We start from the raw sequence: 24,834 nt of genomic DNA on the forward strand, positions 1-24,834 counted from the left end.
AGCGGCGACGATCTGGACCTGTCAGCAAAATGGAATGAGCCATGAGCAACTCTTAAGCGCGCTCGTATGAGCGCTCGTAAGAGCGATCTCTCCGCCAAATCCGATCTCAACGGAAGGCGGCCGCCACCGAAGGGATACTGATTCACTGCCTCGAACGACACGGTTTAGGGATTCGCCATGCGGCCGAAAGAGCGCAGGGACAGCGGGCAAAAAGACCTTTTTCGGGCGCGGCTCGACCAGATCGTCGATATGGCGCATCCGCTCTGCAAACTCGCTGCTACGATCGATTGGGGCTTTCTCGAACAACGGCTGGGCGCGGTTTATTCGGATGCGCCAGGCCATCCGCCGCTGCCCACGAGGCTGATGGCGGGCGTCGCCATCCTCAAACACATGCACGACCTCTCCGACGAGGCGCTCTGCGCGCGCTGGCTGGAAAACCCATATTTCCAGCTGTTCTGCGGCGAAGAGTTCTTCCAGCACAAGCTCGTGTTCGACCGCTCGTCGATGACGCGCTGGCGCCAGAGGATGGGCGAGGAACGGCTCGTGGCCTTGATCCAGGAAAGCCTGTCGGTGGCGACGAAAACCGGGGCGGCGAAGCCGGCGGACTTCTCGAAGGTGATCGTCGACACCACCGTGCAGCCGAAAGCGGTCGCCCATCCCACCGACGCCAAACTGATGCACCGCGCGCGCGAAAAGCTGGTGGCGCTCGCCAAAAAGCAGGGCGTCGCGCTGCGCCAGTCCTATCAGCGCGTCGGCAAATACGCCCTGATCGCCTATCAGCGCTATGCCCACGCGAAGCAGTTCAAGCGCGCGCGACGGGAGCTGCGCCGGCTCCGCACGATGCTGGGCCGCGTCATGCGCGACGTCGCCCGCAAGATCAGGGGCAAGGCGGCCTTGCGCGACATTTTCCTCAAGCCTTTGTGGCTGGCCGAACGGGTGCGCGACCAGCGCCAGAACCAGCGTGGCAGAAAAGTCTATTCCCTGCACGCGCCCGAGGTCGAATGCATCGGCAAGGGCAAGGCGCATCGTCCCTACGAATTTGGCGTCAAAGTCTCCGTCGCCACCACGCTCGATCGCTCGAAAGGCGGGCAATTCGTCGCCCATGTCGCGGCGCTGCCGGGCAATCCCTATGACGGCCACACGCTGGAAAAGGTCATTCCCGACATGGAGCGCCAGATCGGTGCGAGCCTCAAGCGCATCGTCGCCGACCGCGGCTATCGCGGCCACAACGCGCCGCAGGAGCACAAGTTCAGGGTCTTCATATCCGGCCAGAAGCGACGCGTCACCGAGCAGATCAAGCGCGAGCTGAGGCGGAGGTCGGCGGTCGAACCAGTCATCGGCCACCTGAAAGCCGAGCACCGAATGGGCCGGAATCACCTTGCCCACGCCCAAGGCGACGCGATCAACGCTGTCCTCGCCGCCGCCGGCTACAACTTCCGCCGGCTGCTCGCCTGGCTGGCTCTATTGTTGGCTGCAATCTGGACCGCTATCGCGCCGGAAATCCACGAACCCGATCAGATCGCCACGGCGTGAACCGCGTTCTTCACGGGCGACCATTTTAGCGCGGCAACAGTTGGGAGGCTGGCACGTGAGGGAGTTCATCGTCTTCTATGCATGGCAGAGCGATACGGCGCAGCGACACAATCGCTTTCTGATTCGTATCGCATTGGAGGAGGCCGCCAGGCGGATTTCTCGCGATGTGACGATTCGCACGAAGGTTCGGATAGATTCCGACACAGAAGGTGTTCTCGGTCAGCCACCCATCACCGATACAATCCTCAGGAAGATCGAAACCTGTGATGTTTTCGCGCCGGACTTTACCTTCGTGGCGACGACCGAAGGTGGCAAACTCGTTCCGAATCCTAACGTGATGCTCGAATATGGCTATGCGCTACGCGCTAGGGGGTATCCCGTCATGATGCCCGTGATGAACACCGCACACGGCCCGCCGGAGAAACTACCCTTTGACATGGGTCATCTCCGCCATCCTATGCAATATCGTTTGGAGCCTACGGCAAAGAAGACCGAGCGTCGGGCCATATGGAAAGACCTAGCTGATAAATTCGAAAACGTGCTGCGGCTCATGATAGCCGCGACGCCAGCAAAGCCAAAGGATGACAAGCCATTCGCGCAAGCCAAGGCCGTCGCCCCTCCGGCTTTTTTCTTTAAACCAAACGAGGTTCTTGCAGAGTTTGGCATCAATGAAAGCGAGCGGCAGCATTATCGGTTCGATTCAAACAAGGCCATTTTCCTTCGGCTGTTTCCTGCTTACGCGGAGCAGCCCGCGATCGGGCGAGCGAAAGTAAAGGCAATATTCACCGCTCGAAAGCCTTGCGCGATGTCCCTGACCGTCGGCGGGCTAGCCGCCGAAAACGGCTATGGTTCGATCATCCTTGATCCTCAGGGAAACTCGTCGATTGTAGGAATGACTCAGGGGTTCCCTACAGGTGAATTGTGGGGGCTGAACTCGCAACCATTTCGTACGGCGGCACACACTTTTTCTAAAGTTGAACCACAAAATTTCGATTATCTCGGCATGATCAGCCTTGAAAAACTATTTGTTCGAACCTTGGAAAACTACATCAGGGTTGCCGTTGAAGAGTATCAACTCCGCACTCCTTTCGTCGTTGAAGCAGGCGCAATGGGGCTGATGGGAGTCCTCGCGGGCGTACCGAGTGTCGAATTTCCGAGCGGAGAATTTGTCGGGCCATTCAGATCGCCATCTTTCGAAAAACGCTATGTTTTGGAGGACGTGCATCCGCACCAGATTCTTGATGTTTTGCGTCAATTCTTCGATGAGTTTTACGATTTAGCGGCCTGCTCGCGTAGCATGGTCTTGACGGATGCTCTTGTGGCAGCGAACGGATTGCCGCCACGAACGTCTTTCTAACTTATCCCACTTGGGACGGTGGGTTAAGCGCATCCTTGTCGTTGCCTCCGACGCTCTGGGCCTTCCGCTTCCCGCCTTTCTCCGACTTAGACGAGATGCGATTCTGTTAACATCGATTATGCGGCGACCTAGCGAACGGAAGTTTTAAGCCGTCCGCTGATGCGCCGGACGAGCACTTCCAAAGGCGGCTCCGGGTCTGGGTCACCGGTCGCACCACAGGAATGACCGCTTCCGCTCCGTGACGAGCCGATGGCGGCAACTATCGACCGTCTCGAATGAGCCGGATGCCGTCATCATTGTCTCAGGTCGGGCCAATCGGGAGCATCCGGCGGAAAGCAGTCAATGCTTGAACGGGCAGTTTTATCCCGATGCGGATTTCGGGATTGGAATCACTCCAATCTGCCGTGAGCGGAAAACGGGATAAACCTTAGCGTTCGCTTGGTTGAAAGGAATTTATGTGCCAACCATTGACAGAGCTAATATGTTTGCTGCACGGATTGAGTGACCTGCCTACCAACGCCACCAATGAACCTCGGAGGCATTGATCTCGTTTTATTGGGTTTGTTAAACTTTTGGACTCTGCTAGTTGACAACTTGGCTATGAATGCCAATGCGTTGCCAACGCAACGAACCGAACTGTGCCATGCCCTTTGATCCCGTAGATATTATCTTCGCTGCACTTGGAATGTCGGATGAACATTCGAATGCCGACTTTGACCAGATGCTTATGTCTATTTTTTCGGCTCGGGCGCTCGCAGCCCAGCGCGCGGACGAAGACGCTTCATTAGTAAATGACGAAGAAAACCATGGGTACTTAAGACGCTATATAGATGGATATGAAATTTATGTTCCATTTAATCTTGCTTCCGTGTTCCCTGGGCGCGAAAAACTAAGCTCTATTTTGCGAGCTGCAAATGGAATAAAATTATCTGAAAATAACCCAATTTGCATAAGCGGAAGCACCACGTTTTTGGGGAAGAATGTTCCAATTTCTGATCTCGATTTTTGTGAATATTTTATGACTGACGAGTCTGAATTTTCTAGTTGTATATATCGTAAGCGATCTTCAGTTGAAGACATCATAGCTGTGTTGCTTAAAATCGATTCATTAAGTTATATATTTCGAGATAACGATCTTAATATTCCAGCTATTGATGATGATACACTTAAATCAAAATGGATTAAACTTGATTGCTGGTTTACCGATCAAGCGCTTGGCTCGCTCGCAGCGACATCAGTAATAATTCCAACAGATAGACGCTACGGTGGCGACGCGGCAAAAAATACATTTGTACATCAGGAAGCGATGATATCAAACACAGGAATTCCTAGACCGTTATTTAAACGAAGTGAAATAGGTTTATATTTACTATTTCTTTATAAAGAGTCGGCTAAATACTATCATAAAGCGTCAATTGATATGAATTTGCGCTATGCAATAAAAAGTCTAAAGCGCTCAATTTCGTTTTTGTTGCTAGTGGGGGCTGAAGAAGAGAGCGAATTTGCTAATGCTTTGGAAGAAACATTTAATTTCTTGCTGAATCCCAGCGTTGTCTGCGCCGTTCTGCGGCAGAGACTCGACGATCTGGACGCTTTATGCGAAGCTCTTCCAATGGACCGACAAAATTCGGCAAGGCTTGAAATCGACCAAGTTAAGAGCCAATTGCAATATACGACGAAGGCTTATGAGGATGAACCCCTTTTGAATAGGGCTATCGGAGAAGCGGAAACGCTCATGAAGGCCATTAAGGGACTTTTTGATTCTGCTGGGATCGATAACATAGATGAATAAAGAGAAATTGATTACTGAGATACTAGACAATGTGCCGCCGACTCGTGGTTTAGTTGAGCGGGCAAGAATTAATTTGTCCGAACTTTCGATAAAGCGACTACAAGAGTTGAAAGCTCAAATTGACGCAGCGACAGTTATTTCCGAACGTATCAGGCGCGATCCGCGCGTCAATATTGCAGCTTCACGGAGCGTTCGTCTGGAAGCGGCAAAAAAACTGCAAGCAGTGAGGGATAAGTGCTCTGCATTAAGCTCTCATGATATTGCTGAAGTAGATTATGATACTGTGTACGCTCGCTCAGTTTCCGACCCTGAGGGGTTTTGGGCCGAGCACGGCAAGCGCATCGATTGGATCAAACCTTTCACCAAGGTGAAGCATACGTCCTACGATCCGCACAACGTGCAGATCAAATGGTTCGAAGACGGCACGACCAATGTCTCGATGAACTGCGTCGACCGCCATCTGGCCACGCGCGGCGACCAGGTCGCGATCATCTGGGAAGGCGACAATCCCGAAGAATCCAAGAAGATCACCTACAAGCAGATGCACGAGGAAGTCAGCCGCTTCGCCAATGTGCTGAAGGCCAAGGGCGTCAAGAAGGGCGACACGGTTTCGATCTATCTGCCGATGATCCCCGAGGCGGCTTATGCGATGCTGGCCTGCGCCCGCGTCGGCGCCGTCCACTCGATCATTTTCGGCGGCTTCTCGCCGGATTCGCTGGCCGGCCGCATCGAGGGCTGCAAGTCCAAGGTCGTCATCACGGCCGATGAAGGCCTTCGCGGCGGCCGCAAGGTTCCGCTCAAGGCCAATTCCGACGTCGCCATCGACAAGACCGGCGACATCGTCGAGACCCAGATCGTCGTGAAGCGCACCGGCGGCAAGATCGACTGGAAAGAGGGTCGCGACTGCTGGTGGCACGAGGAGACCGCGAAGGCCTCGCCCGACTGCCCGCCCACCGAAGTGAACGCCGAAGACCCGCTGTTCATCCTTTACACGTCCGGCTCGACCGGCGCGCCCAAGGGCGTCGTGCATTGCACCGGCGGCTATCTCGTCTATGCGGCGATGACGCACCAGTACATCTTCGACTATCACGACGGTGACATCTACTGGTGCACCGCCGACGTGGGTTGGGTGACCGGCCACAGCTACATCGTCTATGGCCCGCTCGCCAATGGCGCGACGACCCTGATGTTCGAAGGCATTCCGAACTATCCGACCATTTCCCGCTTCTGGGACGTGGTGGACAAGCACGGCGTCAACATCTTCTACACCGCCCCGACCGCCATCCGTTCGCTGATGGGCGCGGGCGAGGAGCCCGTGAAGAAGACGTCGCGGAAAACCCTTCGCCTGCTCGGCTCGGTCGGCGAACCGATCAATCCCGAAGCCTGGGAATGGTATCACCGCGTCGTCGGCGACGAGCGTTGTCCGATCGTCGACACTTGGTGGCAGACGGAAACCGGCGGCATTCTCATATCGTCCCTCCCCAATGTGGTGAGCGATAAGCAGTTACCTGGTCGTCCCTTCTTCGGCGTGCAGCCGCTGGTCGTGGACGCCGCCGGCAATGTCATCGAGGGTCCCTGCGAGGGCAATCTCGTCATCGCCGATTCCTGGCCCGGGCAGATGCGCACGGTCTATGGCGATCACGAGCGCTTCCAGCAGACCTATTTCTCGACCTATCCGGGCAAGTATTTCACCGGCGACGGCTGCCGCCGCGACGAGGACGGCTATTACTGGATCACCGGCCGCGTCGACGACGTCATCAACGTCTCCGGCCATCGCATGGGCACGGCGGAAGTCGAAAGCGCGCTCGTCGCCCATCCGGCCGTGTCTGAGGCCGCTGTCGTCGGCTATTCGCACGACCTCAAGGGCCAGGGCATCTACGCCTATGTCGCTGTGATGGAAGGCATCGAGCCGACCGAAGCCTTGCGCAAGGACCTGGTCGCCTGGGTTCGCAAGGAAATCGGCCCGATAGCGTCGCCCGACGTGATCCAGTTCGCCCCCGGCCTGCCGAAGACCCGTTCGGGCAAGATCATGCGCCGCATCCTGCGCAAGATCGCCGAGAACGATTTCGGCTCGTTGGGTGACACTTCCGCCCTCGCCGACCCAGCCGTCGTCGACGATTTGATCGAGAAACACCGCAACAATTGATTTTCCAAGCAACAGAGAAGGTGTTGTCCTCCGGCGGCCGGATATCGCCAAAAGCTGCTCAAAATCGCGACGATGAAGCGCCGCTGGCAGCGGATGCGAACCTCTACCAAACTAATTCCGTGGAGATGCAAGCCGCGACCGCCTGCCGGTAGCTGCCGCTCAGGTCACCCAGGCGTTGCCAGGTTCTGCCTTCGTCCAGTTCGTCCGCGAGCCATGCGAAATCCGTCACGTACAGGATCGCACGCAGGAGGATCCCCTCGCCAGAACTGCAAACTCTATCGTAATTTCGCGCGCGTTTGACAAAATTGCCCTCGTCGCAACCGTTGAATGCAACGATCATGATCCGGAGCAACTCCCAACTTTCCGCCTGTTCCAAATAATTTGCGAGCTGCAGGCCCGTAAATACTTCGCGGGCCGGCCGCGAGTTTTTGAACGAATGAAAACTCATATGCTTTTTCCTTTTCTCGTTGCAGTCGGTGCCTGCGTGTCAGCGAGAGGAACGCGCACAAAAAACAAAGCGCCCGCATCCGCTGGATGCAGGCGCTCACTAAGGAACCCTGGTTTGGCCGCGACGTAACCCGTCCCGTAAGGGCGAGGGCAAAAAAATTGTCCGGTCGGCACCGTGTCGGCATCTCGGCCGACATCTTTGAATTAAGGTCAGGTTGGATGAATTGCAAGACCCCGCGTCAGGTTCGAACTTCCGCATCATGTGCCCGAGCAGCCGTAACGAAAATCGCAGGACCGTCGCAAGTTGACCCAAGGCGGAAATTCCAGTTCAGAGAGACTGTTGTCGCCTGCGGGCGGAATCCGGTCGTAGGTCGGATGTCTGGTCAAGGATCGCGAGCGGTCATACCGGCAACGGCAGGATTGCGCCAAAGTGGGAAGCCGCCAACAAGAAACATGGCGCTTGGAATCGGCCGTTATAGCGGTTCGAGGCATCCACGGAGATCGCTGGCGGCGCCCGAACCAGCACCCGCAAATTTGTGAGGTGGACGGCCGTCACGATGTCGTCTGCGCCGACGGATGCGTGCCTGCACGCTGGGGAATGATGACGATCAAGGAGAGAATGGCGACGACGAGCACGGCGGAAGCATAATAGCGGTTCAAGGCCAGCCCCCCCAACGCGTGCGGCTTGTCGAGAAGATCGCCGACCGTAGCGCCGAGAGGCCGGGTCAGGATGAAGGCGACCCAGAAGAGGGCGACCCGCGAGATGCTGGTGAAATAATAGAGCGCGGCTGTCACGAGAATCGCGCCGCCGAAAACCACCGCGCCGCCGCCGAAGCCGAGGCCGTTCGTATCGGCCATCCAGTCGCCGAGCGCCGTGCCGAGCGTTTGGGAAAATAGGATGGTCGTCCAGTAGAAGGCCTCGACCCGCGGTGTCGTCACCGTTTCAACCGAGACGCTGCCTTCCGACCAGCGCCAGATTGCGAGCGAAACGATGAGCAGCGCGAGCAGCAGCGACGAACCGCCTGCATAGCCGATTCCGAGCGACCGATCGGCGAAATCCGCCATGGTCGTGCCGACTGTGGTGGTGGCGACAATGGTGAGCCAATAAAGATAGGGATTGAAACGGTTTTCCCGAACCTGCGCGGCCACGGCCACAACGAAAATGCCGAAAAAGATCACCGTTCCTATGGCATAGCCTAGGTTCATCGACATCGTGACCGCGTCGCCGCCCGTCTCACCGAGCGTCGTCGCAAGCACCTTGACGATCCAGAAGCCGAGCGTGACCTCGGGAACTTTGCTTAGAACTGCGTGCCGTGCGTCGTTCATAATGTTCCTCACAGTTTCGAAGACCGGCCTCCGCGGGAAACGGAGGCAGGGGGGCATGTCGGCTCGAACTCAGTCCGGATGAGGACCTTCGGGAGCGTTTTCGAGGACCTTGCCGGTCCTCGCGTCCACGCCGACTTCCTGGGTCACGGCGCCGCGCCTGATGTCGAAGGAATAGCGCAGCCCGCTGCCTCCGCGCTCACGTTCAAGCTCTTCATCCGTGATCTTGCCGGGATGCGCTTTCAGCGCGATGGCGCGCGCCTCCTCGATGCTAACCTTGGCCTCGCCAGCCAAATTCTGTCCGGTAAAGGCAAACGCCGGCGGCGTAAGCGCCAACAAAACGGCGGCCGCGCCAATCAGGCCCAGCCTTTTTGATGTCAAGTTCATCACTTCCTCCAGTCGCCCCGGCCATTTGCGGCGCTTGGCCGCACCTGCGCGAATGTCGCGCACGCGACCGATTGTGCGGCGGAAGAATTAGCGGCGAATTAGGCGGCGCCCACACCAGGGCGGTCAGCATCGCTCGGCATGACGACCCGCGCGATGACGCCGTTCGAGCCGTCCGCCCGGTTTTCAACGGTCAGTTCGAATCCGTGACGCTCAGCGATCCGGCGCGCGATCGCTAGGCCAAGACCTGTCCCTTCCGTGTCGTGGGGCGCGCCGCGATAGAAGCGATCGAAGATGCGCGTTTCAGCGCCCTTGGGCAGGCCGGGCCCGGTGTCTACAATCTCGACGACCGGACGACCTTCGCGACGCGAAAGCGCGACATCGATCTTGCCGCCGGGGGGCGTGTAGCGAGTCGCGTTGTCGATCAGGCTCGCGAACAGCGCGCGAACGTCCCGCTCGACGCCCTGGATCTTGGCGTCGGCGGTGAAATCGATTCCAATGTCCACGTCGTTGACCAGCGCCAACGGCGCGCAATCGGCGACGCAATCGAGCAGAAGCGCGCCTACGTCGAATGTGCCGCCGACCCCGGCGGCCGATCCTTCGAGCCGCTCCAGGCTGAGAAGCTGGTTGACGAGCGCGCCCGCGCGCTTCACCCCCGCGGCGAGCGCGGCGACGCGCTCGTCCTGGCCCGCGACGCCGCCGCCGGCGAGATTCTCGACCTGGATCTGCATGGCGGCGAGCGGTGTGCGCAATTCATGCGCGGCGTCGGCGAGAAATCGCCTCTGCGCTTCGGCCGCCGCCTGAAGGCGCGCGATGAGCCCGTTCATGCTTTCCACAAGCGGCTTTACTTCGGAGGGAACGCCGGCAATCGGGATCGGCTCGGTCGCCTTCGCGCTGCGCGCCGCGACGTCTTCGGCGAGGTCGTTCAGCCGCCCGATCATGCGGTTCATCGCCCATCCGACCACGAGCCACGAAAGCGGAATGACGATGAGGATCGGCGCAGCCGCGCCGAGCGCCGCGCTGTCCGCGATTTCGGCGCGAACCGTCTCCCGCTGGGCGACCTGGACGGTCCGGGCCTGGTCGCCGACCGTATAGACCCGCCACGATTCGCCTCCGGCCGAGACATAGCCGAATCCGGGCTTGGCCTGGCGCGGAATCCGGACATCCGGCGGGGATTGATTGACCACGCGGCCAGCCCCGTCCCAGATCGTGATCGCGAAGCGATCCTCGGGATCCTGGTCCGCCACCGCCGAACCCGCCGCCGGCGACAGGCCCGTCCCGGCGGTCAGTGCGATCTGCCGGAGCTGGCCGTCAAGAAATTCCGCCGCCTCGTCGCGCGCGTAAACATAGGCGACGAGGATCGCGCCGATGCCGACGATCGTGAGCAGTCCGGTCATCCAGATCAGAGCGGCGCGGCGCAAAGAGTTGGTCATGACTTCGGGACCATCCATCCCGCGCCCCGGACATTGAGAATGACGCCCTTTCCGAACTTACGCCGGATCGAATGAATGAGGACGTCGACGGCGTTGCTCTCGACTTCCTCGCCCCATCCGTAAATGCGCTCTTCGATCTGCGCCCTGGAAAGGATTCGTCCCGGCCTTTCGAGAAGCGCGTACATCAGGGCGTATTCCCGCGTCGGCAGCACCCCCATGACCTTTCCGCACGACATTTCATGGGTATCGGTGTTGAGCTCTAGCGCCCCGGCGGCGAGCGATGGCGTGGCCTGCCCCGCCCGGCGCCGGATTAGCGCGCGCATACGCGCCAGCAGTTCGCGCGTCTCGAACGGCTTGACGAGATAATCGTCGGCGCCGAGATCGAGCCCGGCGACGCGGTCGTCGATATGATCGCGCGCCGTGATGATGAGCACGGGCGTGTCTATGCCTTCGCGCCGGCCCGCCTTCAGAACCTCGAACCCATCGGCGCGCGGTAATCCCAGATCGAGCAGCACAATCGCATAGCCTTCGTCGCGCAGGGCCGCCTCGGCCTGCACGCCGTCGCGGACCCAGTCGACCGACATTCCGGCGGCCGAAAGCGCCGTGACCAAGCCTTGGCCGATCATCGGATCGTCCTCAATGAGCAGAACACGCATTCTTCACCCAGCTTACATCGGGAGGTTTCACATTCCAGCGCTGCGCGCAAGACGGAAGAGGCTCTCCGCTGTGGCGCCAATCGAGGAGGCGAGCGGCGCGCGACGTCCGCAACGTTCATGATCGGCTGGATAGCTCCGTCGGAGTTTCGGCCGTTTCGGGCGCTATTGCGGCCAATCGCGCCTTGCTGCGGTACGACTCCGAGGGTGTCGAGAGCGGAATCTTGGCCATCTAGCCGCGAATTTCCGGATGTGGCGTGCGCCGTGAAAAGGCGGCGCTTTCCAGTGGGTGCAAGCCCCACCCGGCGACCCGCTCCAGCCGGAAGCAACCGGAGCAGGCATGGAGGCAACGAAATGTCTGAAGCCCCCGGATAGCCGGTCACTTATAGGTGACGGCGCGAGTGTGCGGGCCGCAACGTGAGTGAACGCCGAGCAAGCCTCGAAAAGGACGATGTGCAGGCCGACCCGACTGCCATTTCGGGGAAGGCTGATACGACTGGGTGAGATGAGCGAAGTCGACGCCGAGTCGCTGCACCGGGGTACTGGCGGCAGCACGCACACAAGGAAAGCGTACGCAACACGGGAAGCCCTACGGCGTGGTCAGGGATGACCAACCGGACGCCCGCGAGGGACAGGCCGGGCGCTGTGGGGTGACGGAGAGGTCCGTAGTACCGCTGAAGCCGGGTAACGCCGGGGGAGGGAAGGGGCCTCAGTTCAAGACAGACGCAAGACGTGGTGAGGGACCTGGAGATTGGGAAACCTATCAACTCCGGATAGCGTTCAGAAACTACAGACGGCGTTGCACGCGAAAGCGAAGGCAGAACCCGGCTATCGGTTCTACGCCCTCTACGACAAGATCAGTCGCGAAGACATTCTGGCGCATGCTTATGCCCGGTGCCGCTCCAACAAGGGCGCACCGGGCGTGGATGGTCAGGACTTCGCGGATGTTGAGGCGTATGGGGTGCAGCGATGGCTGGGCGAACTGGCGCTTGCGCTCAGGCAGGAGACTTACCAAGCCGCCCCTATCAGACGCGTGTACATACCGAAGGCCAACGGCAAACTCCGGCCGCTGGGCATCTCAACCCTGCGAGATCGAGTCTGCATGACAGCAGCGATGCTGGTGCTGGAACCGATTTTTGAAGCCGACCTTCCACCGGAATTGTACGCCTACCGTCCTGGGCGAAACGCCCAACAGGCGGTGGTCGAGGTGGAGGAGCTGTTGTTTCGCGGCCATCCGGAAGTGGTGGACGCCGACCTCGCGGACTACTTCGGGAGCATTCCCCATGCCGAGCTTTTGAAGTCGGTATCGCGCCGGATCGTTGATCGGCGCGTGCTGCATCTGATCAGGATGTGGCTGGATTGTCCTGTCGAAGAAACCGACGATCGAGGACGGAAGACGCGCACGACCGAGGCGCGGGACAAACGGCGCGGCATTCCGCAGGGTTCACCCATCTCGCCGCTGCTGGCGAATATCTACATGCGGCGGTTCGTGCTGGGTTGGAAGATGTTCGGGCTGGAGCGAAGCCTCGGCTCTCGTCTCGTGACCTACGCCGACGACCTCGTGATCCTGTGCAGAAGGGGCAAGGCCGAAGAAGCCTTGCAACGGATGCGCGAGGTCATGAGCAAGCTGAAGCTGACGGTGAATGAGGAAAAGACACGCATTTGCAAAGTGCCGGAAGGGGAGTTCGACTTCCTGGGATACACGTTCGGGCGGATGTATTCGACGAGAACCGGCCAAGCTCGTATCGGCTACCGGCCATCAAAGAAAAGCATCAAGCGCGCGGTCGAGAAAGTCCACGCGCTGACCACCCGATCATGCACATGGCAAGAGACCACAAAGCTGGTGGGCAAGTTGAACCGCACGCTGCGCGGATGGGCGAACTACTTCAGCGTAGGCGCCTTCAGCAAGGCGTATCGGGCGCTCGACAACTACGCGGCGGTGCGGTTGCGCCGGCGGTTGCGCTTCAAGCACAATGTCAGGCGAAGAAAGGGCGGGAGCTATCCACTCTCGCAACTCTACGAGCAATTCGAACTCGTACGTCTGTCCCGGCTTGGGCGCGACGTGCCGTGGACGAAGGCGTGACGTCTTGTCCGAGAGCCGGATGCGGGAAATCTGCATGTCCGGTTCGATGAGGGGGGTGTGGAAACGGAGCTACGGCTGAGCCACTAAGGCACCGCCAGACGAAAGGGGCGGCAAACAGACATGCTCGGCCTAAAGCCACCGCGCCACACTCCTACTCTACGCATCCTTGCCGTTGCCGCCCACACCACAAACGACTGCATTCCCGCCACAGGCTGACTTTGAGTTGCGGATCAGAAGGCCGGAAAATTGGGATGTTTTGTGAAAAAGTGGGGTTGTGATTCCGGAACAGGGAATCGAATTCAGCCGAATGAAGAGGACGCGCCTAGCCATAGGTGTGTTTTAGTCACTAGAAATTATATAGCGATTTCAATCAGATATGTGTTCGCAATTTTATCCGGATTGGGGCACCAGAATTTCACGGTATTTCCGTTTGAAATCTGATAGTTAGGCGACTGTGCGGCCACCCTAAAGTGATACAAGGGGTGATACCGTGGCGATTCTCGTCAGCCAGAACGGCGCTTTGAGGCTTACCGTGGCATATGTGATTCCGTGGAAGGGTGGTGTCTTCTACTACCAGCGCCGCGTGCCTGAGGACATGAGGAAGCACCACCGAGGCAAGTCGCTCATCCGCAAGAGTCTCAAGACAAGAGACCCAATTGTAGCCGCCAGAGAAGCCACGAAGTTAGCGTCCGAACATGATGCGCAATACGACGCCAATCTTTCCCTTCCAGGGCAACCCCAGCTGGAACCTGACGACGGCCATGGCCGACGAGGCCATCCAATATATGAAGCAGCTGAAGGAGATCGCGCCGGAAAAGCCGTTCTTCGTTTATTACGTGCCGGGCGGAACCCACGCGCCGCATAATCCGACGCCGGAATGGATCGACAAGATCAGTGACATGCATCTGTTCGACGGCGGCTGGAACAAGATGCGCGAGACGATCTTCGCCAACCAGAAGCGTTTGGGAATCATGCCCGAAAACGCCAAGCTGACGGCCTGGCCGAAAGAGCTGCCGCTGTGGGATTCGCTGAGCTGGGAGGAGCAGAAGCTCTTCATCAGGCAGGCCAATGTCTATGGCGCCTATCTGGCCTATACCGATCACGAGATCGGCCGCGTCATCCAGGCCGTGCAGGATCTCGGCCAGCTCGACAACACACTGATCATCTATATCAGCGGCGACAATGGCGCGAGCGCGGAAGGCATGCTCAACGGCACGCCGAACGAGTTCACCACATTCAACGGGGTGTCCGTGCCGGTCAAAGACCAGTTTCTCTGGTATGAATTCTGGGGTACCGACCGGACCTATCCGCATTTCGCGGCGCCCTGGGCCTGGGCCTTTGACACGCCGTTCAAATGGGTGAAGCAGGTGGCGTCGCATTTCGGCGGCACGGCGCAGGGCGTAGCCATGTCCTGGCCCGGCCACATCAACGACGTGGGCGGCATCCGCCGTCAGTTCTCGCATATCATCGACATTGCGCCGACAATCCTTGAAGCCGCCGGCATTCCGCAGCCTGAGACGATCAATGGCGTCAAGCAGCGGCCGATGGATGGCGTGAGCATGGCCTATACCTGGGACAAGGCGAACGCCAACGCCCCAACCCGGCACAATACGCAATATTTCGAGATGCTCGGCAATCGCGCCATCTATCACGACGGCTGGATCGCGGCCACGACGCCGGCGACCTTGCCCTGGGAGCTCAGCACCAAGACGCCGCCGGATGTGATCACCGGCTATAGTTGGGAGCTTTACAACGTCAAGGAAGACCCGACCGAGAGTGACGATCTCGCCGCAAAAATGCCGGAGAAGCTCAAGGAGCTGCAGGACCTGTTCTATTCCGAGGCGAAGAAGAATGACGTTCTGCCGCTCGACAATTCGTCGCTCGCCCGCTGGAATACGCCGCGCCCCAGCCTGACGGCAGGCCGCAAGGTCTTCACCTATTCCGGCGAACTGGTCGGCGTGCCTGCGAGCGGCGCGCCCAGCATTCTCAACAAGTCCTACACCATCACCGCCGAAGTCGAAATTCCCGATGGCGGCGCGGAGGGCATGATCGTCACTCAGGGCGGGCGCTTCGGCGGCTATGGCCTGTTTCTGAGCAAGGGCGAATTGGGCTTTGGCCAGGGCAAGGTGGTGTTCCTGTACAATCTGCTCGACCTCAAGAGGACCGCGTGGGAGGGCCCCACCTTGCAGCCGGGCAAACACACCATCGTGTTCGACTTCAAGTCGCACGGTCCTGGCCTCGGCAAGGGCGGCACGGGCGTGTTGTCCGTGGACGGCAAGGAAGTGGCCAGGAATTCCGTTGACCACACCACCCCGATCACCTTCCCCGAAGATGAGACCTTCGACGTCGGGCTCGACACCCGCACCCCGGTGGCGGCGATCGAATATCACTATGACTCGCCGTTCAAGTTCAGCGGAAAGCTCGCCAAGCTGACCTTCGAACTCGAGCCGGAACGGTCGGCGACGAAATAACGCCGGCTCCGGCGCGGCGTTTTGTGACAAGGCAAGGCGGGGGCGCGTGAGAAGATGAAAAAGGCGCTCGCCTTCGCGGCCGTTGCCGAATTGGTCACGGGATTGGCTTTGCTGCTTGCCCCGTCCCTGGTCGGTTGGCTGCTGTTCGGCCAGGAACTTGCCGGGCTCGGCGTTGTGGCCGGGCGCGTCGCCGGAATCGCCCTGATCGCCCTGGGCGTCGCGTGCTGGCCGGGCCCGCCAATTGCCGGCATGCTGTTCTACAGCGCGGCCGTCGCCGTCTATCTCGCTTTAATCGGCCTCGAAGGCGGCTTTACTGGCGTCGTCCTGTGGCCAGCCGTCGCATTACATGTGGTCGTTACAGCGCTTTTGGCATGGGCTGTGGTCAGCCGGCGAAGTCTTTGATCTACGGTTGTAACAGGCTCCGGGCGCGAAACGTCCTTGACGCAGTCCCTCGACGGGCGCGCCGGTCTCAATCACGGGCCGGCTGGAACCCATGTTGGGTACTGCAAAAACGGTTGAAATAGCTATTGATCGCCCTTTCTGACAATCCGAGATCGTGCAGAACGTCGATCGAAAGGCGATGAACGCGCCTGCCAAGCTCTGATGTCGCGAAGACATCTCCGGCCATGGTCATGGCCGCGAAATTATCGGATTTCCTGTCAGAGTTCTCGATGGACATTTCCTCGCTCCTCCCAGAGTCGAAGCAAATCCTATGCCGCGGCGAGACGACAAAAATGTCTGCGATCTACCGCTTGTGGACTACACCTTGTGAGCGCCCCAGCGAGAAGGGATCGATTTGGCAAAATTTGCGTTTTGTTAAGATTCGAGGGTCAGCTTTTGAGAGGCTGAGCGCTGACGTCAATTTGAGCGAAAGGCCGGCGCGAATTGGAAAACGCGGGTTATCCCTATGCTGTCGCCGAAAGACCTTGCCGAATTGGAAGACATGCAGAGCGAATTGGCCGAGATGGCCGTCCGTGTCTTCGACCTGATGGAAAAAGCCAGGCCCAATAATGACGAGGGCGCGTGGTTTACAGTCGCGCAACGGCTGTCGAGGGTCGATGACGCCTTCAGCGTTCTCGACGCCGTTCTCGTCCATGCCTGCATGGAAATCGAAGACGCGCTCCCTAAGGTCTATGCGGCCGATAATGTCGTGCAGTTCCGGCCGGCGCGCGGAGCCGTCAAGGCGATAAGCGCCTGACGGCCCGCCGCCCGGGCTTGTGGGCTGTAGCGCCGCGCCGCCCCGAAGGACGGCGCATTGCTGTGGGTCAGGCCGCCTTCAGGGCCTGGTCGAGATCGGCGAGAATGTCGTCGATATGCTCAAGTCCGATGGACAGCCGGACATAGCCGGGCGACACGCCCGTGGCGCGCTGGGCCTCTTCCGCCAATTGGGAATGGGTGGTTGAGGCCGGATGAATGGCGAGGCTGCGCGCGTCGCCGATATTGGCGACGTGATAGAACAGTTTCAGCGCGTCGATGAATTTGCGGCCCGCATCCGCGCCCGCAGCCAGCTCGAATCCGAGCAACCCGCCATAGCCGCCCTTGAGATAATGATCGGCGCGGGCGCGGGTCTCGCCGGTCTGGAGCGACGGGTGGATCACATGCGTCACTTCGGGGCGCTTGGCCAGCCAGGCGGCGACGGCGGTCGCGTTCTGGCTGTGGCGCTCGATGCGCAGCGGCAGCGTCTCCAGCCCCTGCAGGGTGAGGAAGGCGTTGAAGGGCGAGAGCGCCGCGCCGAGATCGCGCAGCAGGGTCGTGCGCGCCTTGATGATATAGGCCACCGGGCCGATCGGCTTGACGGCCTGGGTCCAGACGGCGCCATGATAGGACGGGTCGGGCGTGTTGAGCGCGGGTTGGCGCTCGGGGAATTTCTCCCAGTCGAAATTGCCGCCGTCGACGATGACGCCGCCAATCGAGGTGCCGTGACCGCCAATATATTTGGTGGTCGAATAGACCACGATGGCCGCGCCATGATCGAGCGGCCGCGCCAGGATCGGCGCGGCGGTATTGTCCACGATCAGCGGAATGCCGAATTCACGGCCGATGGCGGCGACTTCGGCGATGGGGAAAACCGCGAGCTTGGGATTGGGCAGCGTCTCGGCGTAATAGGCGCGGGTGCGGTCGTCGGTCGCGCGGCGGAAATTCTCCGGGTCGGCAGGATCGACGAAGCGGACTTCGATGCCCTGGTCCTTCAGCGTATTGGCGAAGAGATTCCAGGTGCCGCCGTAAAGATCGGTCGAGGAAACGATATTGTCGCCGACCCGGGCGAGGTTCTGCACCGCATAGGCCGAGGCCGCCTGGCCCGAGGCGACGCCCAGCGCCGCGACGCCGCCTTCCAGCGCGGCGAGGCGCTGTTCGAGGATGTCGGTGGTTGGGTTGCCGAGCCTTGTATAAATATTGCCGAGTTCTTTGAGGCCGAAGAGATTGGCTGCATGTTCCGTGTCGCGGAACTGGTAGCTGGTGGTTTGATAGATCGGCGGGGCCACGGAGCCGGTGGCGGGGTCGGCGCGCCAGCCCGCATGAAGGACAAGGGTTTCGGGCTTTTTGGACTCGACGGCCATGTTTTTTCCTCGAAAATTATCGTTGGCTTCGCCCGGCGCGGGCTGCGGCGCAAGATTGCTCCGCCAATATCCGGTTGGGCAAGCCGACGAGGAAAAATATTTTGTTGAGTAAAATAGTCAACTAATAACTTCGCCATTCCATTGCTCAGTTTTCGAGAATGTTCCGGAAGGCGGGCTCGGCGCGCAGGGCGTCAAGGACCTCGGCGCGCAGCGGCGAATCGCCGACCGCCCGGGCGACGACCACCGCGCCGACCATTGAGGCCAGCATCGCGACGGCGCGGCGGCGCGCCTCGACGGGATCGCCCGCCGAACCGCCGCTCAGGTCGGCGGCGAAATTGGCGGCGAGCTTTTCCGCGCCGGCGGCGAGCGCCCTGGCGGTCTCCTCGGAACGGGCGGCCACGGCGCCCAAGGCCGCGATCGGGCAGCCCTTGCCGGGATTGTCGACATGGGCGCTTGAGAGATAGAGTGCGACATAGGCCTTCAGCGCCTCCTGCGCCGAAAGGCCGTCGCGGGCGACGAGGCTCTCGGCTTTTTCATCGAGAGCCTGCTGCAGGACCTCCGCGACCAGCGCTTCCTTCGACGCGAAATGGCGGTAGAAGCCGCCATGCGTCAGGCCTGCCGCCGCCATGATGTCGGCCAGGCCAACGCCCAGCCCCCGCTCACGCAACAGTTTCGCGGCGGTCTCGACAATATTTCTGCGGCTTTCTGCGGCTGCTTCCCGGCTCTTGCGCATGATGTGTTTTCGTCCTTGGCAGGGATATCTGACGCTCGTCGCGCTCGGGCGCAAGAGGAGCTTCTCATGAGGGAAAGCATCTGCCGAAGGCCGCGAGCAGGCGCGGTGGTCCCTTGAGTCGCAGCGTCCCGGTCGCCAGCAGCCGGAACAGCGAGATTTCCTTGTTGAGAAAACGCAGCCAGCTTTCGCCGCGTGCGGTCACGCGCAGGTTTGGCTCCAGTTCATGGCCGGGCAGCACCTGCAATTTGCGATTGTCGATGACCACGGTCGCCTTGGCGGCCTGCGGGCCGGTGAAGGTGAAATGATAGACCGCCTTCAGTCCCGCCGCCTTGCCGGGCTGAAAAGACAGGCCCATGCCGAACAAAAAACCCTCGATCGAGGTGGCGCGGGCCGCAGGACGCACCCAGCGGATTCTCTTGTGCGGGAACCGGCGCGCGACATGGGCGGCGGCGTCGGTCTCCTTGACCACATAGACCGGCTCGGTTCGCGCGGTGAGCGGATCGACCACGTCGCGCAGATATTGGCCCTTGTCGGCGCGATAGGCGCCGATGACATCCTCGCCGGCGGGGCAAACCGCGAGGCAATAGGCGGCGTTGTAATTGGGTCCATAGGACAGGCTTTGCCAGCGCTGGACCGTCTCGGCATAGCTGACCTTGCTGCGGAAATCCGCGACCGACCGGCTGCTCGCGACATCCTCGACGAAATTGACGAAGCCGCCCATGAATTGCTGGTAATTATGGGTGAGGCAGGCCGAGAAATCGAAATAGCCGTCCGGCTTCAAGGCGCCGACGGGGCAGGCCGCGACGCAGAGCTTGCATTCGAAACAGGGATTGAAGTCCAGCGGGCTGGCGACGGAATCGCATTCGGCGGCGATCAGAACCGTGTCGAGCAGGACAAAACTGCCGAATTTGGGATGGATGAGATTGCGGTGCAGCCCCATTCGCCCGAGGCCCGCCGCCTCGGCCACGCGCTTGTGCGAGACGACCCAGCCTCTTTCGCGCGGAAAATTGTCCATCTCCATCGGGAAGGCCATGGCGGGGTTGAGCGCCCGGATTCCGCGATCTTCCAGCCGCCGCACGATGGCGCGGGCGATATCGTCCATCGCATGGCCGGTGCGGTGGAATTCCAGATTGGAGATCGAGCGGGCGGGAGAGCGCACCGACTCGCGGTTCATCCGTCCGACCAGCGCCAGCAGGCTGCGCGTGGCGGGGAAAGCGGCGAGCACGCTGGCGCGCTCGGGCGCGAGCGCAGGATGGTCGATCGGGACCAGTCCGCAATCGTCGGCCCCGCAGTCGCGCGCGATCTGGAGAAGTTCAGAGGAAGAAAGCGGGGCGGGCGGCGGCGGTGCGCCCTGGTCCATCTGTTCCGGCGAGGCGAGGGTCATGGCGGGGCATTCCTGAGCTGACTAAAAAGATGATAATCAACATCTAAAATAGATGTCAACCATCATCTTTCTGTCGCACAAGGACGCGGCTGGCCCGCGAACAGATCGAAGGAGTTGGTTCAGCGCGGTCCGAGCGGGCCGCGAAGAGTGCGCTGCGCCAGACCAAAGCCCCAGCACCACAGCGCCGCCTGCGGCAGGAAAAAGAAGATCTTGGCGGCTTCGAACAGGTCGGGCTGGGCGGAAAGACGGATTGTGAAGGTTAGGCCTTCGTCGCGCGACGCCTTAGACGACAGAATTTCCCCTTCGAGCGGCTTGGCCGCTTCGGGGGCCTGCGTCACCCAGGAGTCCACGCCCGCCGTCTTGCGCGTGGGGGTTGGCGCCGGAGCCGTGGTCGCCGCGCCTGCGGCGGGAATGCTGATCTGAATGGTTTTCCGGCTCATGCCGCCAGCCTTTCCTTATTTGCCATGATGAGTTCGGCGAGGCTTTGCAGCTCGCGCGCCGCCTCGCTGCGCGGCGCCGCCTCCAGCACCGACAGGCCGCGCGCGGCGCTTTCCGCATAGATCACGCGCTGCACGAGGCCGACGTCGAGCACCGGCGTCTCCGGGAATTGCGCCAGCGCGGCGTGGAAATCGCGCCCGATCGCGGTATTGGCGATCTTGCGGTTGATGAGGAAGGCGGAGCGCAGCCCCTCCTTGAATTGTTGCGCCTCGCGGATCAGCTGGACCGTCTCGGCGGCGGCCCAGACGTCATAGGGCGAGGGCTGCACCGGAATGAGCGCCAGATCGCTGGCCATGATCGCGGCGCGGCCGAGTTCGTTGACGCGCGGCGCGCCGTCGATCACCACAATGTCGTAATTCTTGGCCAGAGCCGGGATTTCGCGGTGCAGGGTCGGCTTGGCCATGCCGACCACGACGAAATCGGGATCGACCTGTCGCGCGGCGGACCAGGCCAGCGCGCTGCCCTGCGGATCGGCGTCCACCAGCAACACCCGCCGTCCGGCGCGGCTGAAGCAAGACGCGAGATTGACCGCGACCGTCGTCTTGCCGACGCCGCCCTTCTGATTGAGCACGCCAATGATCATGGGGGCCGCCTTTTGCAAGCGCGCGTCGGGTCGGAAGTCCGCCTTCCGCGCTGGATGGGATCAACGCCAAATTCAGGCGGCGACAGGCCGCCGACGCAGGAACGCAACAGCACTTGCATGCGAATCACTTGACGCGACCGCAATCGCAAGGATTTCCATAAATCCGCGCTTTGGCAAGCTTTGCGGCGGCGTCGCCTGTGCAAAGCCCTCATACCAAGACTCACAGGTGAGGACCTGTGGGTCTTGGTTAGGCGCGACGGCGCCCAATAGCGCGTCGTAAGACGGGCGTCTTTTGACGCCCTATGGCTTGTGCGAGGGATTCCTTGACCGCGATGAGTCGCGGTCAAGGAAAGACGGTATTATGAATCAGGAATAGGCGTTCATGTCCTGGCTGATTTCGATGGCGTGAACCACCGAGCGCGCGATGCGCCCGTTCTCGTCGGGGAAGCCGCCGTCACGGATGAAGCGCGCGAAAGTCGACAGCTCGTCGGCCAGCGCGTCATGCGAGTCGATCTTGTATTCGGCGGTCTTGGCGGCGGTGAAATTATCCTTCGCCACGCGCGCCAGAGCGCTGGTCTCATAGACGCTGACGGTGGCGGACAGCTCATCCAGTTCAATGACCCGGCCGTCGAGGGTGACGGTTGCGGTGCGCCGGCGCTCGGAGGCGATCCAGCTGCTTTCGACATGGCCGGTCATGCCGCCGTCAAAGCGCAGGAACATTTGCGCCTGCGCCGCCGGGCAGCCGCCATAGGCGCGCTGGGCGTGGCGCGCGGAAACCGGGTTCTGGCCGGAGATGAAAAGCGCATTGGCGATGTCATGCACGGCGAGATCGAGCAGCACGCTGTTCTTCTGGATGCGGCCAATTCCGCGCCGGCGAGCGTCGAAATGCAGGATCGGACGCTCCGATTCCTCGACCAGCTTTTTCACCAGCAAAATGCCCGGATTAAACAAAGTGGTGTGGCCGGTCATGGCCACCAGCCCCTTGGCGCGGGCCAGCGCCGTTACGCCGTCGCAGGCGGCGGACGTGACCGCGAGCGGCTTGGCGACGAGAACGCTTTTGCCGGCGTCGAGCGCGGCCATGGCGAAATCGGCGTGCGTGTCATTGGGCGTGGTGATGACGCAGGCTTGAACGGAGGCGTCGTCCAGAACGGATTCCAGCGAGGGCGCGGCCTCGACCTGCGCCATTTTGCGACCGTCATGATGGTCGAACGTGCTTTTCAGCGTGAAATCGGGCAGGGCGCTGACCTTGTTGGCGAGGGTCTGCCCCCAGGGGCCAAGGCCGATGACGGAAATATTGATGGTCATATTCGCCCTTTTTCGCGCGTCGGGAGAAATGCCGGGGCTGGTCAGCCGGCGCCGGAAAGTTCTGGCCGAAGCAAAATTCGATCGATGAGCCGCGCGGCGGGGCCGTCGCCTGTGGCGGGATGCGGCGCGGCAGGCCTTAGCATGGCTGCGGGTTGCGGCGCCAGTCCTCGCGCGCGGCGCCCTGCCTTTTGTCTAGTGACGCGGCGCGATTCGCGGCGTATAGGCCGCGCAGCGGCGCGCCGGAGGCCGCGAGCACGGAGGATTTTGCCGAATGTCTGCGCCCATGATGCCCTTCATCGACCTCGCGGCGCAACGCGCGCGCATCGCGGACAGGATTGACGCCGCAGTCCTTAAGGTCGTCGCGTCTGGCGCCTATGTCATGGGTCCGGAGGTTTTCGAGCTGGAGAAGCAGCTCGCCGCCTTTTGCGGCGCGAAACATTGCGTCTCCTGCGCCAGCGGCACCGATGCGCTGACCATGGTCCTGCTCGCCAAGGGCGTCGGGCCGGGCGTCGCCGTTCTTTGCCCCAGCTTCACCTTTGCCGCAACCGCCGAAGCCGTGGCACTGCTCGGCGGAATGCCTTATTTCGTCGATGTTCTCGAAGATAGTTTCAACATGGACCCGGCCTCGCTGGAGGCGGGCGTCGCCGAAGCGCGCGCGGCGGGGCTCAATCCGGTGGGCGTCATCGCCGTCGACCTGTTCGGCCAGCCGGCCGATTATGAGTCCATCGAAAAAATCTGTTCGCGCGAAAAGCTGTGGCTGCTCGGCGACGCCGCACAGGCCTTTGGCGCGAGCTATCGCGGCCGCAAGCTCGGGACGTTCGGGCTGGCGACCACCACCAGCTTCTTCCCCGCCAAGCCGCTCGGCGGCTATGGCGACGGCGGCGCGATCTTCACCGATGACGACGAACTCGCGGCCGTGCTGCGCTCGGTGCGCGTTCACGGCCAGGGGACGGATAAATATGACAATGTGCGGATCGGCGTCACTGGCCGGCTCGACACCATCCAGGCCGCGATCCTGATCGAAAAGCTGGCGATCTTCGCCGATGAGATCGTCGCGCGCGATGAAATCGCGGCGCGTTACGCCGCAGGCCTGCGCGAGGTCGCCATTCCGCCTGCGGTCGCTCCGGGCTGCCAATCGGTCTGGGCGCAATATACCATTCGCCTGAAGCCGGGGCAGCGCGACGGCCTCGTCGCCGCGCTGAAAGAGGCCGGCGTTCCCACCGCCTGCTATTATCCGGTCCCGCTGCATCGCCAGACGGCCTATCGCAACTATCCGGTCGCCGGCGGCAAGCTCGCCGTGACCGACCGGCTCGCGGAGGAAGTCCTGTCGCTGCCGATGCATCCCTATCTGAAGCCCGAGGCCCAGCAGCGCGTCATCGACGCGGCCAAAAAGCATCTCGGCTGATCCAGACGGGTCAAAAAAGAACCCGCCGCGATTCCTTTGGAATCACGGCGGGTTTTTTTATGCTCGATTGCTGGCGTGACGGCCGGCTTATTTCTTCTCGATCTTGGCTCGCTCGATCGCCTGCAGGATCAGGCTCTTGGCCTCATCCGCGTCGCCCCAGCCGGCGAACTTCACCCATTTGCCGGGTTCCAGATCCTTGTAATGGCAGAAGAAATGCTCGATCTGCTTCCAGGTGATCTCGGGCAGGTCGGTGTAGCACTTCACATTGTCGTAGCGCTTGGTGAGCTTGGAGCTCGGAACCGCGATGATCTTTTCGTCGCCGCCGCCTTCGTCGGTCATCTTCAGCACGCCGATCGGACGCACGTTGATGTAGGAGCCGGCGACGAGCGGACGCGTATTGCAGACCAGCACGTCGCACGGGTCGCCGTCTTCCGACAGCGTGTGCGGAATGAAGCCGTAATTGCCGGGATAGCGCATCGGCGTATAGAGGAAGCGGTCGACGAAGAGCGTGCCGGCGTCCTTGTCCATTTCATACTTGATCGGCTCGCCGCCAATCGGAACCTCGATCAGGACATTGACATCGTCGGGGGGATTGTTGCCGATTTTGATGGCGTCAAGACGCATTGCGCTCTCCGGTGGTTGCGTTTTCCGCAGCCCATTTGTCAGGGGCGGCGGCAAAAGGCAACCCGAACTTTCCGCCCATGTCGGGTGGGTTCCGAACGTGGTTTCCACTGATGGAAAAGGCC

The 24,834-nt window shown here is 60.9% G+C and carries 21 protein-coding genes and 1 pseudogene; 9 read left to right on the plus strand and 13 right to left on the minus strand.

The features are described from left to right. Positions 1-177: 177 nt before the first annotated feature. From QZ409_RS19030 to acs, 4 genes are all read left to right on the plus strand, one after another. Positions 178-1,533, plus strand: coding sequence for an IS5 family transposase (locus QZ409_RS19030; protein WP_296714469.1), 1,356 nt, complete (start codon positions 178-180; stop codon positions 1,531-1,533). Positions 1,534-1,588: 55 nt separating this feature from the next. After that, positions 1,589-2,890, plus strand: a complete 1,302-nt coding sequence (locus QZ409_RS19035; RefSeq protein ID WP_296714470.1) for a hypothetical protein — start codon at positions 1,589-1,591, stop codon at positions 2,888-2,890. Between the two features lie 643 nt (positions 2,891-3,533). Beyond that, entirely contained in the window at positions 3,534-4,682 is a 1,149-nt protein-coding gene (locus tag QZ409_RS19040; protein WP_296714471.1) for a hypothetical protein, read from the plus strand. A gap of 223 nt (positions 4,683-4,905) precedes the next feature. Continuing rightward, positions 4,906-6,828, plus strand: coding sequence for an acetate--CoA ligase (acs, locus tag QZ409_RS19045; RefSeq protein WP_296714473.1), 1,923 nt, complete (start codon positions 4,906-4,908; stop codon positions 6,826-6,828). A 103-nt stretch (positions 6,829-6,931) separates the two neighbouring features. Here acs and QZ409_RS19050 read toward each other — a convergent pair whose 3' ends face one another. The 5 genes from QZ409_RS19050 to QZ409_RS19070 form a co-directional block, all read right to left on the minus strand. Further along, positions 6,932-7,276 carry a hypothetical protein gene (locus tag QZ409_RS19050; protein WP_296714475.1) on the minus strand — a complete coding sequence of 115 codons (345 nt, stop codon included), beginning with the start codon at positions 7,274-7,276 and terminating at the stop codon, positions 6,932-6,934. Positions 7,277-7,827: 551 nt separating this feature from the next. After that, positions 7,828-8,601: a hypothetical protein gene (locus tag QZ409_RS19055; RefSeq protein WP_296714476.1), complete on the minus strand. Its 774-nt coding sequence runs from the start codon at positions 8,599-8,601 to the stop codon at positions 7,828-7,830. 69 nt (positions 8,602-8,670) lie between these two features. Beyond that, positions 8,671-8,985 carry a PepSY domain-containing protein gene (locus QZ409_RS19060; RefSeq protein WP_296714478.1) on the minus strand — a complete coding sequence of 105 codons (315 nt, stop codon included), beginning with the start codon at positions 8,983-8,985 and terminating at the stop codon, positions 8,671-8,673. 98 nt (positions 8,986-9,083) lie between these two features. Then, on the minus strand, positions 9,084-10,415 hold the full coding sequence (locus QZ409_RS19065; protein WP_296714480.1) for an ATP-binding protein: 1,332 nt from the start codon (positions 10,413-10,415) through the stop codon (positions 9,084-9,086). Beyond that, positions 10,412-11,071, minus strand: coding sequence for a response regulator transcription factor (locus QZ409_RS19070; protein WP_296714482.1), 660 nt, complete (start codon positions 11,069-11,071; stop codon positions 10,412-10,414). Before QZ409_RS19070 ends, QZ409_RS19065 begins: the two co-directional genes overlap by 4 nt. Positions 11,072-11,819: 748 nt before the next feature. On the opposite strand from QZ409_RS19070, the gene ltrA reads away from it, so the two are divergent. From ltrA to QZ409_RS19085, 3 genes and pseudogenes are all read left to right on the plus strand, one after another. Then, complete coding sequence (gene ltrA, locus QZ409_RS19075) at positions 11,820-13,151, plus strand: group II intron reverse transcriptase/maturase (protein WP_296714485.1); 1,332 nt, start codon at positions 11,820-11,822, stop codon at positions 13,149-13,151. Between the two features lie 686 nt (positions 13,152-13,837). Next, positions 13,838-15,622, plus strand: a pseudogene (locus QZ409_RS19080) (sulfatase-like hydrolase/transferase); the annotation flags it as partial. A 54-nt stretch (positions 15,623-15,676) separates the two neighbouring features. Next, a complete protein-coding gene (locus QZ409_RS19085) occupies positions 15,677-16,024 on the plus strand; it encodes a hypothetical protein (RefSeq protein WP_296714486.1) in 348 nt (115 codons plus the stop codon). A 67-nt stretch (positions 16,025-16,091) separates the two neighbouring features. Here the strand turns inward: QZ409_RS19085 and QZ409_RS19090 are convergent, their stop codons facing one another. Further along, positions 16,092-16,301 (minus strand): hypothetical protein, encoded by a 210-nt coding sequence (locus QZ409_RS19090; RefSeq protein ID WP_296714490.1) that lies wholly within the window; start codon positions 16,299-16,301, stop codon positions 16,092-16,094. Positions 16,302-16,529: 228 nt separating this feature from the next. Between QZ409_RS19090 and QZ409_RS19095 the strand changes: the two genes are divergently transcribed. Continuing rightward, positions 16,530-16,820: a hypothetical protein gene (locus tag QZ409_RS19095; protein ID WP_296714494.1), complete on the plus strand. Its 291-nt coding sequence runs from the start codon at positions 16,530-16,532 to the stop codon at positions 16,818-16,820. Between the two features lie 67 nt (positions 16,821-16,887). On the opposite strand, the gene QZ409_RS19100 is transcribed toward QZ409_RS19095, so the two are convergent. The 6 genes from QZ409_RS19100 to QZ409_RS19125 form a co-directional block, all read right to left on the minus strand. Beyond that, on the minus strand, positions 16,888-18,180 hold the full coding sequence (locus QZ409_RS19100; RefSeq protein ID WP_296714495.1) for a PLP-dependent transferase: 1,293 nt from the start codon (positions 18,178-18,180) through the stop codon (positions 16,888-16,890). Between the two features lie 145 nt (positions 18,181-18,325). Beyond that, a complete protein-coding gene (locus QZ409_RS19105) occupies positions 18,326-18,913 on the minus strand; it encodes a TetR/AcrR family transcriptional regulator (RefSeq protein ID WP_296714497.1) in 588 nt (195 codons plus the stop codon). A gap of 64 nt (positions 18,914-18,977) precedes the next feature. Then, on the minus strand, positions 18,978-20,297 hold the full coding sequence (locus tag QZ409_RS19110) for an SCP2 sterol-binding domain-containing protein (RefSeq protein WP_296714498.1): 1,320 nt from the start codon (positions 20,295-20,297) through the stop codon (positions 18,978-18,980). A gap of 119 nt (positions 20,298-20,416) precedes the next feature. After that, the gene (locus QZ409_RS19115) at positions 20,417-20,737 is read right to left on the minus strand and encodes a hypothetical protein (protein WP_296714499.1); all 321 of its coding nucleotides are present in this window, start codon (positions 20,735-20,737) and stop codon (positions 20,417-20,419) included. Further along, on the minus strand, positions 20,734-21,378 hold the full coding sequence (gene parA, locus QZ409_RS19120; protein WP_283366748.1) for a ParA family partition ATPase: 645 nt from the start codon (positions 21,376-21,378) through the stop codon (positions 20,734-20,736). The genes QZ409_RS19115 and parA overlap by 4 nt, the downstream gene beginning before the upstream one ends. A 366-nt stretch (positions 21,379-21,744) precedes the next feature. Continuing rightward, the gene (locus tag QZ409_RS19125; protein ID WP_296714502.1) at positions 21,745-22,683 is read right to left on the minus strand and encodes a Gfo/Idh/MocA family oxidoreductase; all 939 of its coding nucleotides are present in this window, start codon (positions 22,681-22,683) and stop codon (positions 21,745-21,747) included. A 271-nt stretch (positions 22,684-22,954) separates the two neighbouring features. Here QZ409_RS19125 and QZ409_RS19130 point away from each other — a divergent pair, with 271 nt between their 5' ends. Next, entirely contained in the window at positions 22,955-24,088 is a 1,134-nt protein-coding gene (locus QZ409_RS19130; RefSeq protein ID WP_296714504.1) for a DegT/DnrJ/EryC1/StrS aminotransferase family protein, read from the plus strand. A gap of 87 nt (positions 24,089-24,175) precedes the next feature. Here the strand turns inward: QZ409_RS19130 and ppa are convergent, their stop codons facing one another. Next, a complete protein-coding gene (gene ppa / locus QZ409_RS19135) occupies positions 24,176-24,712 on the minus strand; it encodes an inorganic diphosphatase (protein ID WP_296714507.1) in 537 nt (178 codons plus the stop codon). Positions 24,713-24,834 lie beyond the last annotated feature (122 nt).

The organism is Rhodoblastus sp. (genome assembly GCF_019449565.1).
Lineage (GTDB): Bacteria > Pseudomonadota > Alphaproteobacteria > Rhizobiales > Beijerinckiaceae > Rhodoblastus.

Excerpts from the sequence above, each read along its gene's own strand:
- QZ409_RS19030 (WP_296714469.1), top strand. The coding sequence starts at position 178 with ATGCGGCCGAAAGAGCGCAGGGACAGCGGGCAAAAAGACCTTTTTCGG.
- QZ409_RS19040 (WP_296714471.1), top strand. The coding sequence starts at position 3,534 with ATGCCCTTTGATCCCGTAGATATTATCTTCGCTGCACTTGGAATGTCG.
- QZ409_RS19050 (WP_296714475.1), bottom strand. The coding sequence starts at position 7,276 with ATGAGTTTTCATTCGTTCAAAAACTCGCGGCCGGCCCGCGAAGTATTT.
- QZ409_RS19055 (WP_296714476.1), bottom strand. The coding sequence starts at position 8,601 with ATGAACGACGCACGGCACGCAGTTCTAAGCAAAGTTCCCGAGGTCACG.
- QZ409_RS19060 (WP_296714478.1), bottom strand. The coding sequence starts at position 8,985 with ATGAACTTGACATCAAAAAGGCTGGGCCTGATTGGCGCGGCCGCCGTT.
- QZ409_RS19065 (WP_296714480.1), bottom strand. The coding sequence starts at position 10,415 with ATGACCAACTCTTTGCGCCGCGCCGCTCTGATCTGGATGACCGGACTG.
- QZ409_RS19070 (WP_296714482.1), bottom strand. The coding sequence starts at position 11,071 with ATGCGTGTTCTGCTCATTGAGGACGATCCGATGATCGGCCAAGGCTTG.
- QZ409_RS19085 (WP_296714486.1), top strand. The coding sequence starts at position 15,677 with ATGAAAAAGGCGCTCGCCTTCGCGGCCGTTGCCGAATTGGTCACGGGA.
- QZ409_RS19090 (WP_296714490.1), bottom strand. The coding sequence starts at position 16,301 with ATGTCCATCGAGAACTCTGACAGGAAATCCGATAATTTCGCGGCCATG.
- QZ409_RS19095 (WP_296714494.1), top strand. The coding sequence starts at position 16,530 with ATGCTGTCGCCGAAAGACCTTGCCGAATTGGAAGACATGCAGAGCGAA.
- QZ409_RS19100 (WP_296714495.1), bottom strand. The coding sequence starts at position 18,180 with ATGGCCGTCGAGTCCAAAAAGCCCGAAACCCTTGTCCTTCATGCGGGC.
- QZ409_RS19105 (WP_296714497.1), bottom strand. The coding sequence starts at position 18,913 with ATGCGCAAGAGCCGGGAAGCAGCCGCAGAAAGCCGCAGAAATATTGTC.
- QZ409_RS19110 (WP_296714498.1), bottom strand. The coding sequence starts at position 20,297 with ATGACCCTCGCCTCGCCGGAACAGATGGACCAGGGCGCACCGCCGCCG.
- QZ409_RS19115 (WP_296714499.1), bottom strand. The coding sequence starts at position 20,737 with ATGAGCCGGAAAACCATTCAGATCAGCATTCCCGCCGCAGGCGCGGCG.
- parA (WP_283366748.1), bottom strand. The coding sequence starts at position 21,378 with ATGATCATTGGCGTGCTCAATCAGAAGGGCGGCGTCGGCAAGACGACG.
- QZ409_RS19125 (WP_296714502.1), bottom strand. The coding sequence starts at position 22,683 with ATGACCATCAATATTTCCGTCATCGGCCTTGGCCCCTGGGGGCAGACC.
- QZ409_RS19130 (WP_296714504.1), top strand. The coding sequence starts at position 22,955 with ATGTCTGCGCCCATGATGCCCTTCATCGACCTCGCGGCGCAACGCGCG.
- ppa (WP_296714507.1), bottom strand. The coding sequence starts at position 24,712 with ATGCGTCTTGACGCCATCAAAATCGGCAACAATCCCCCCGACGATGTC.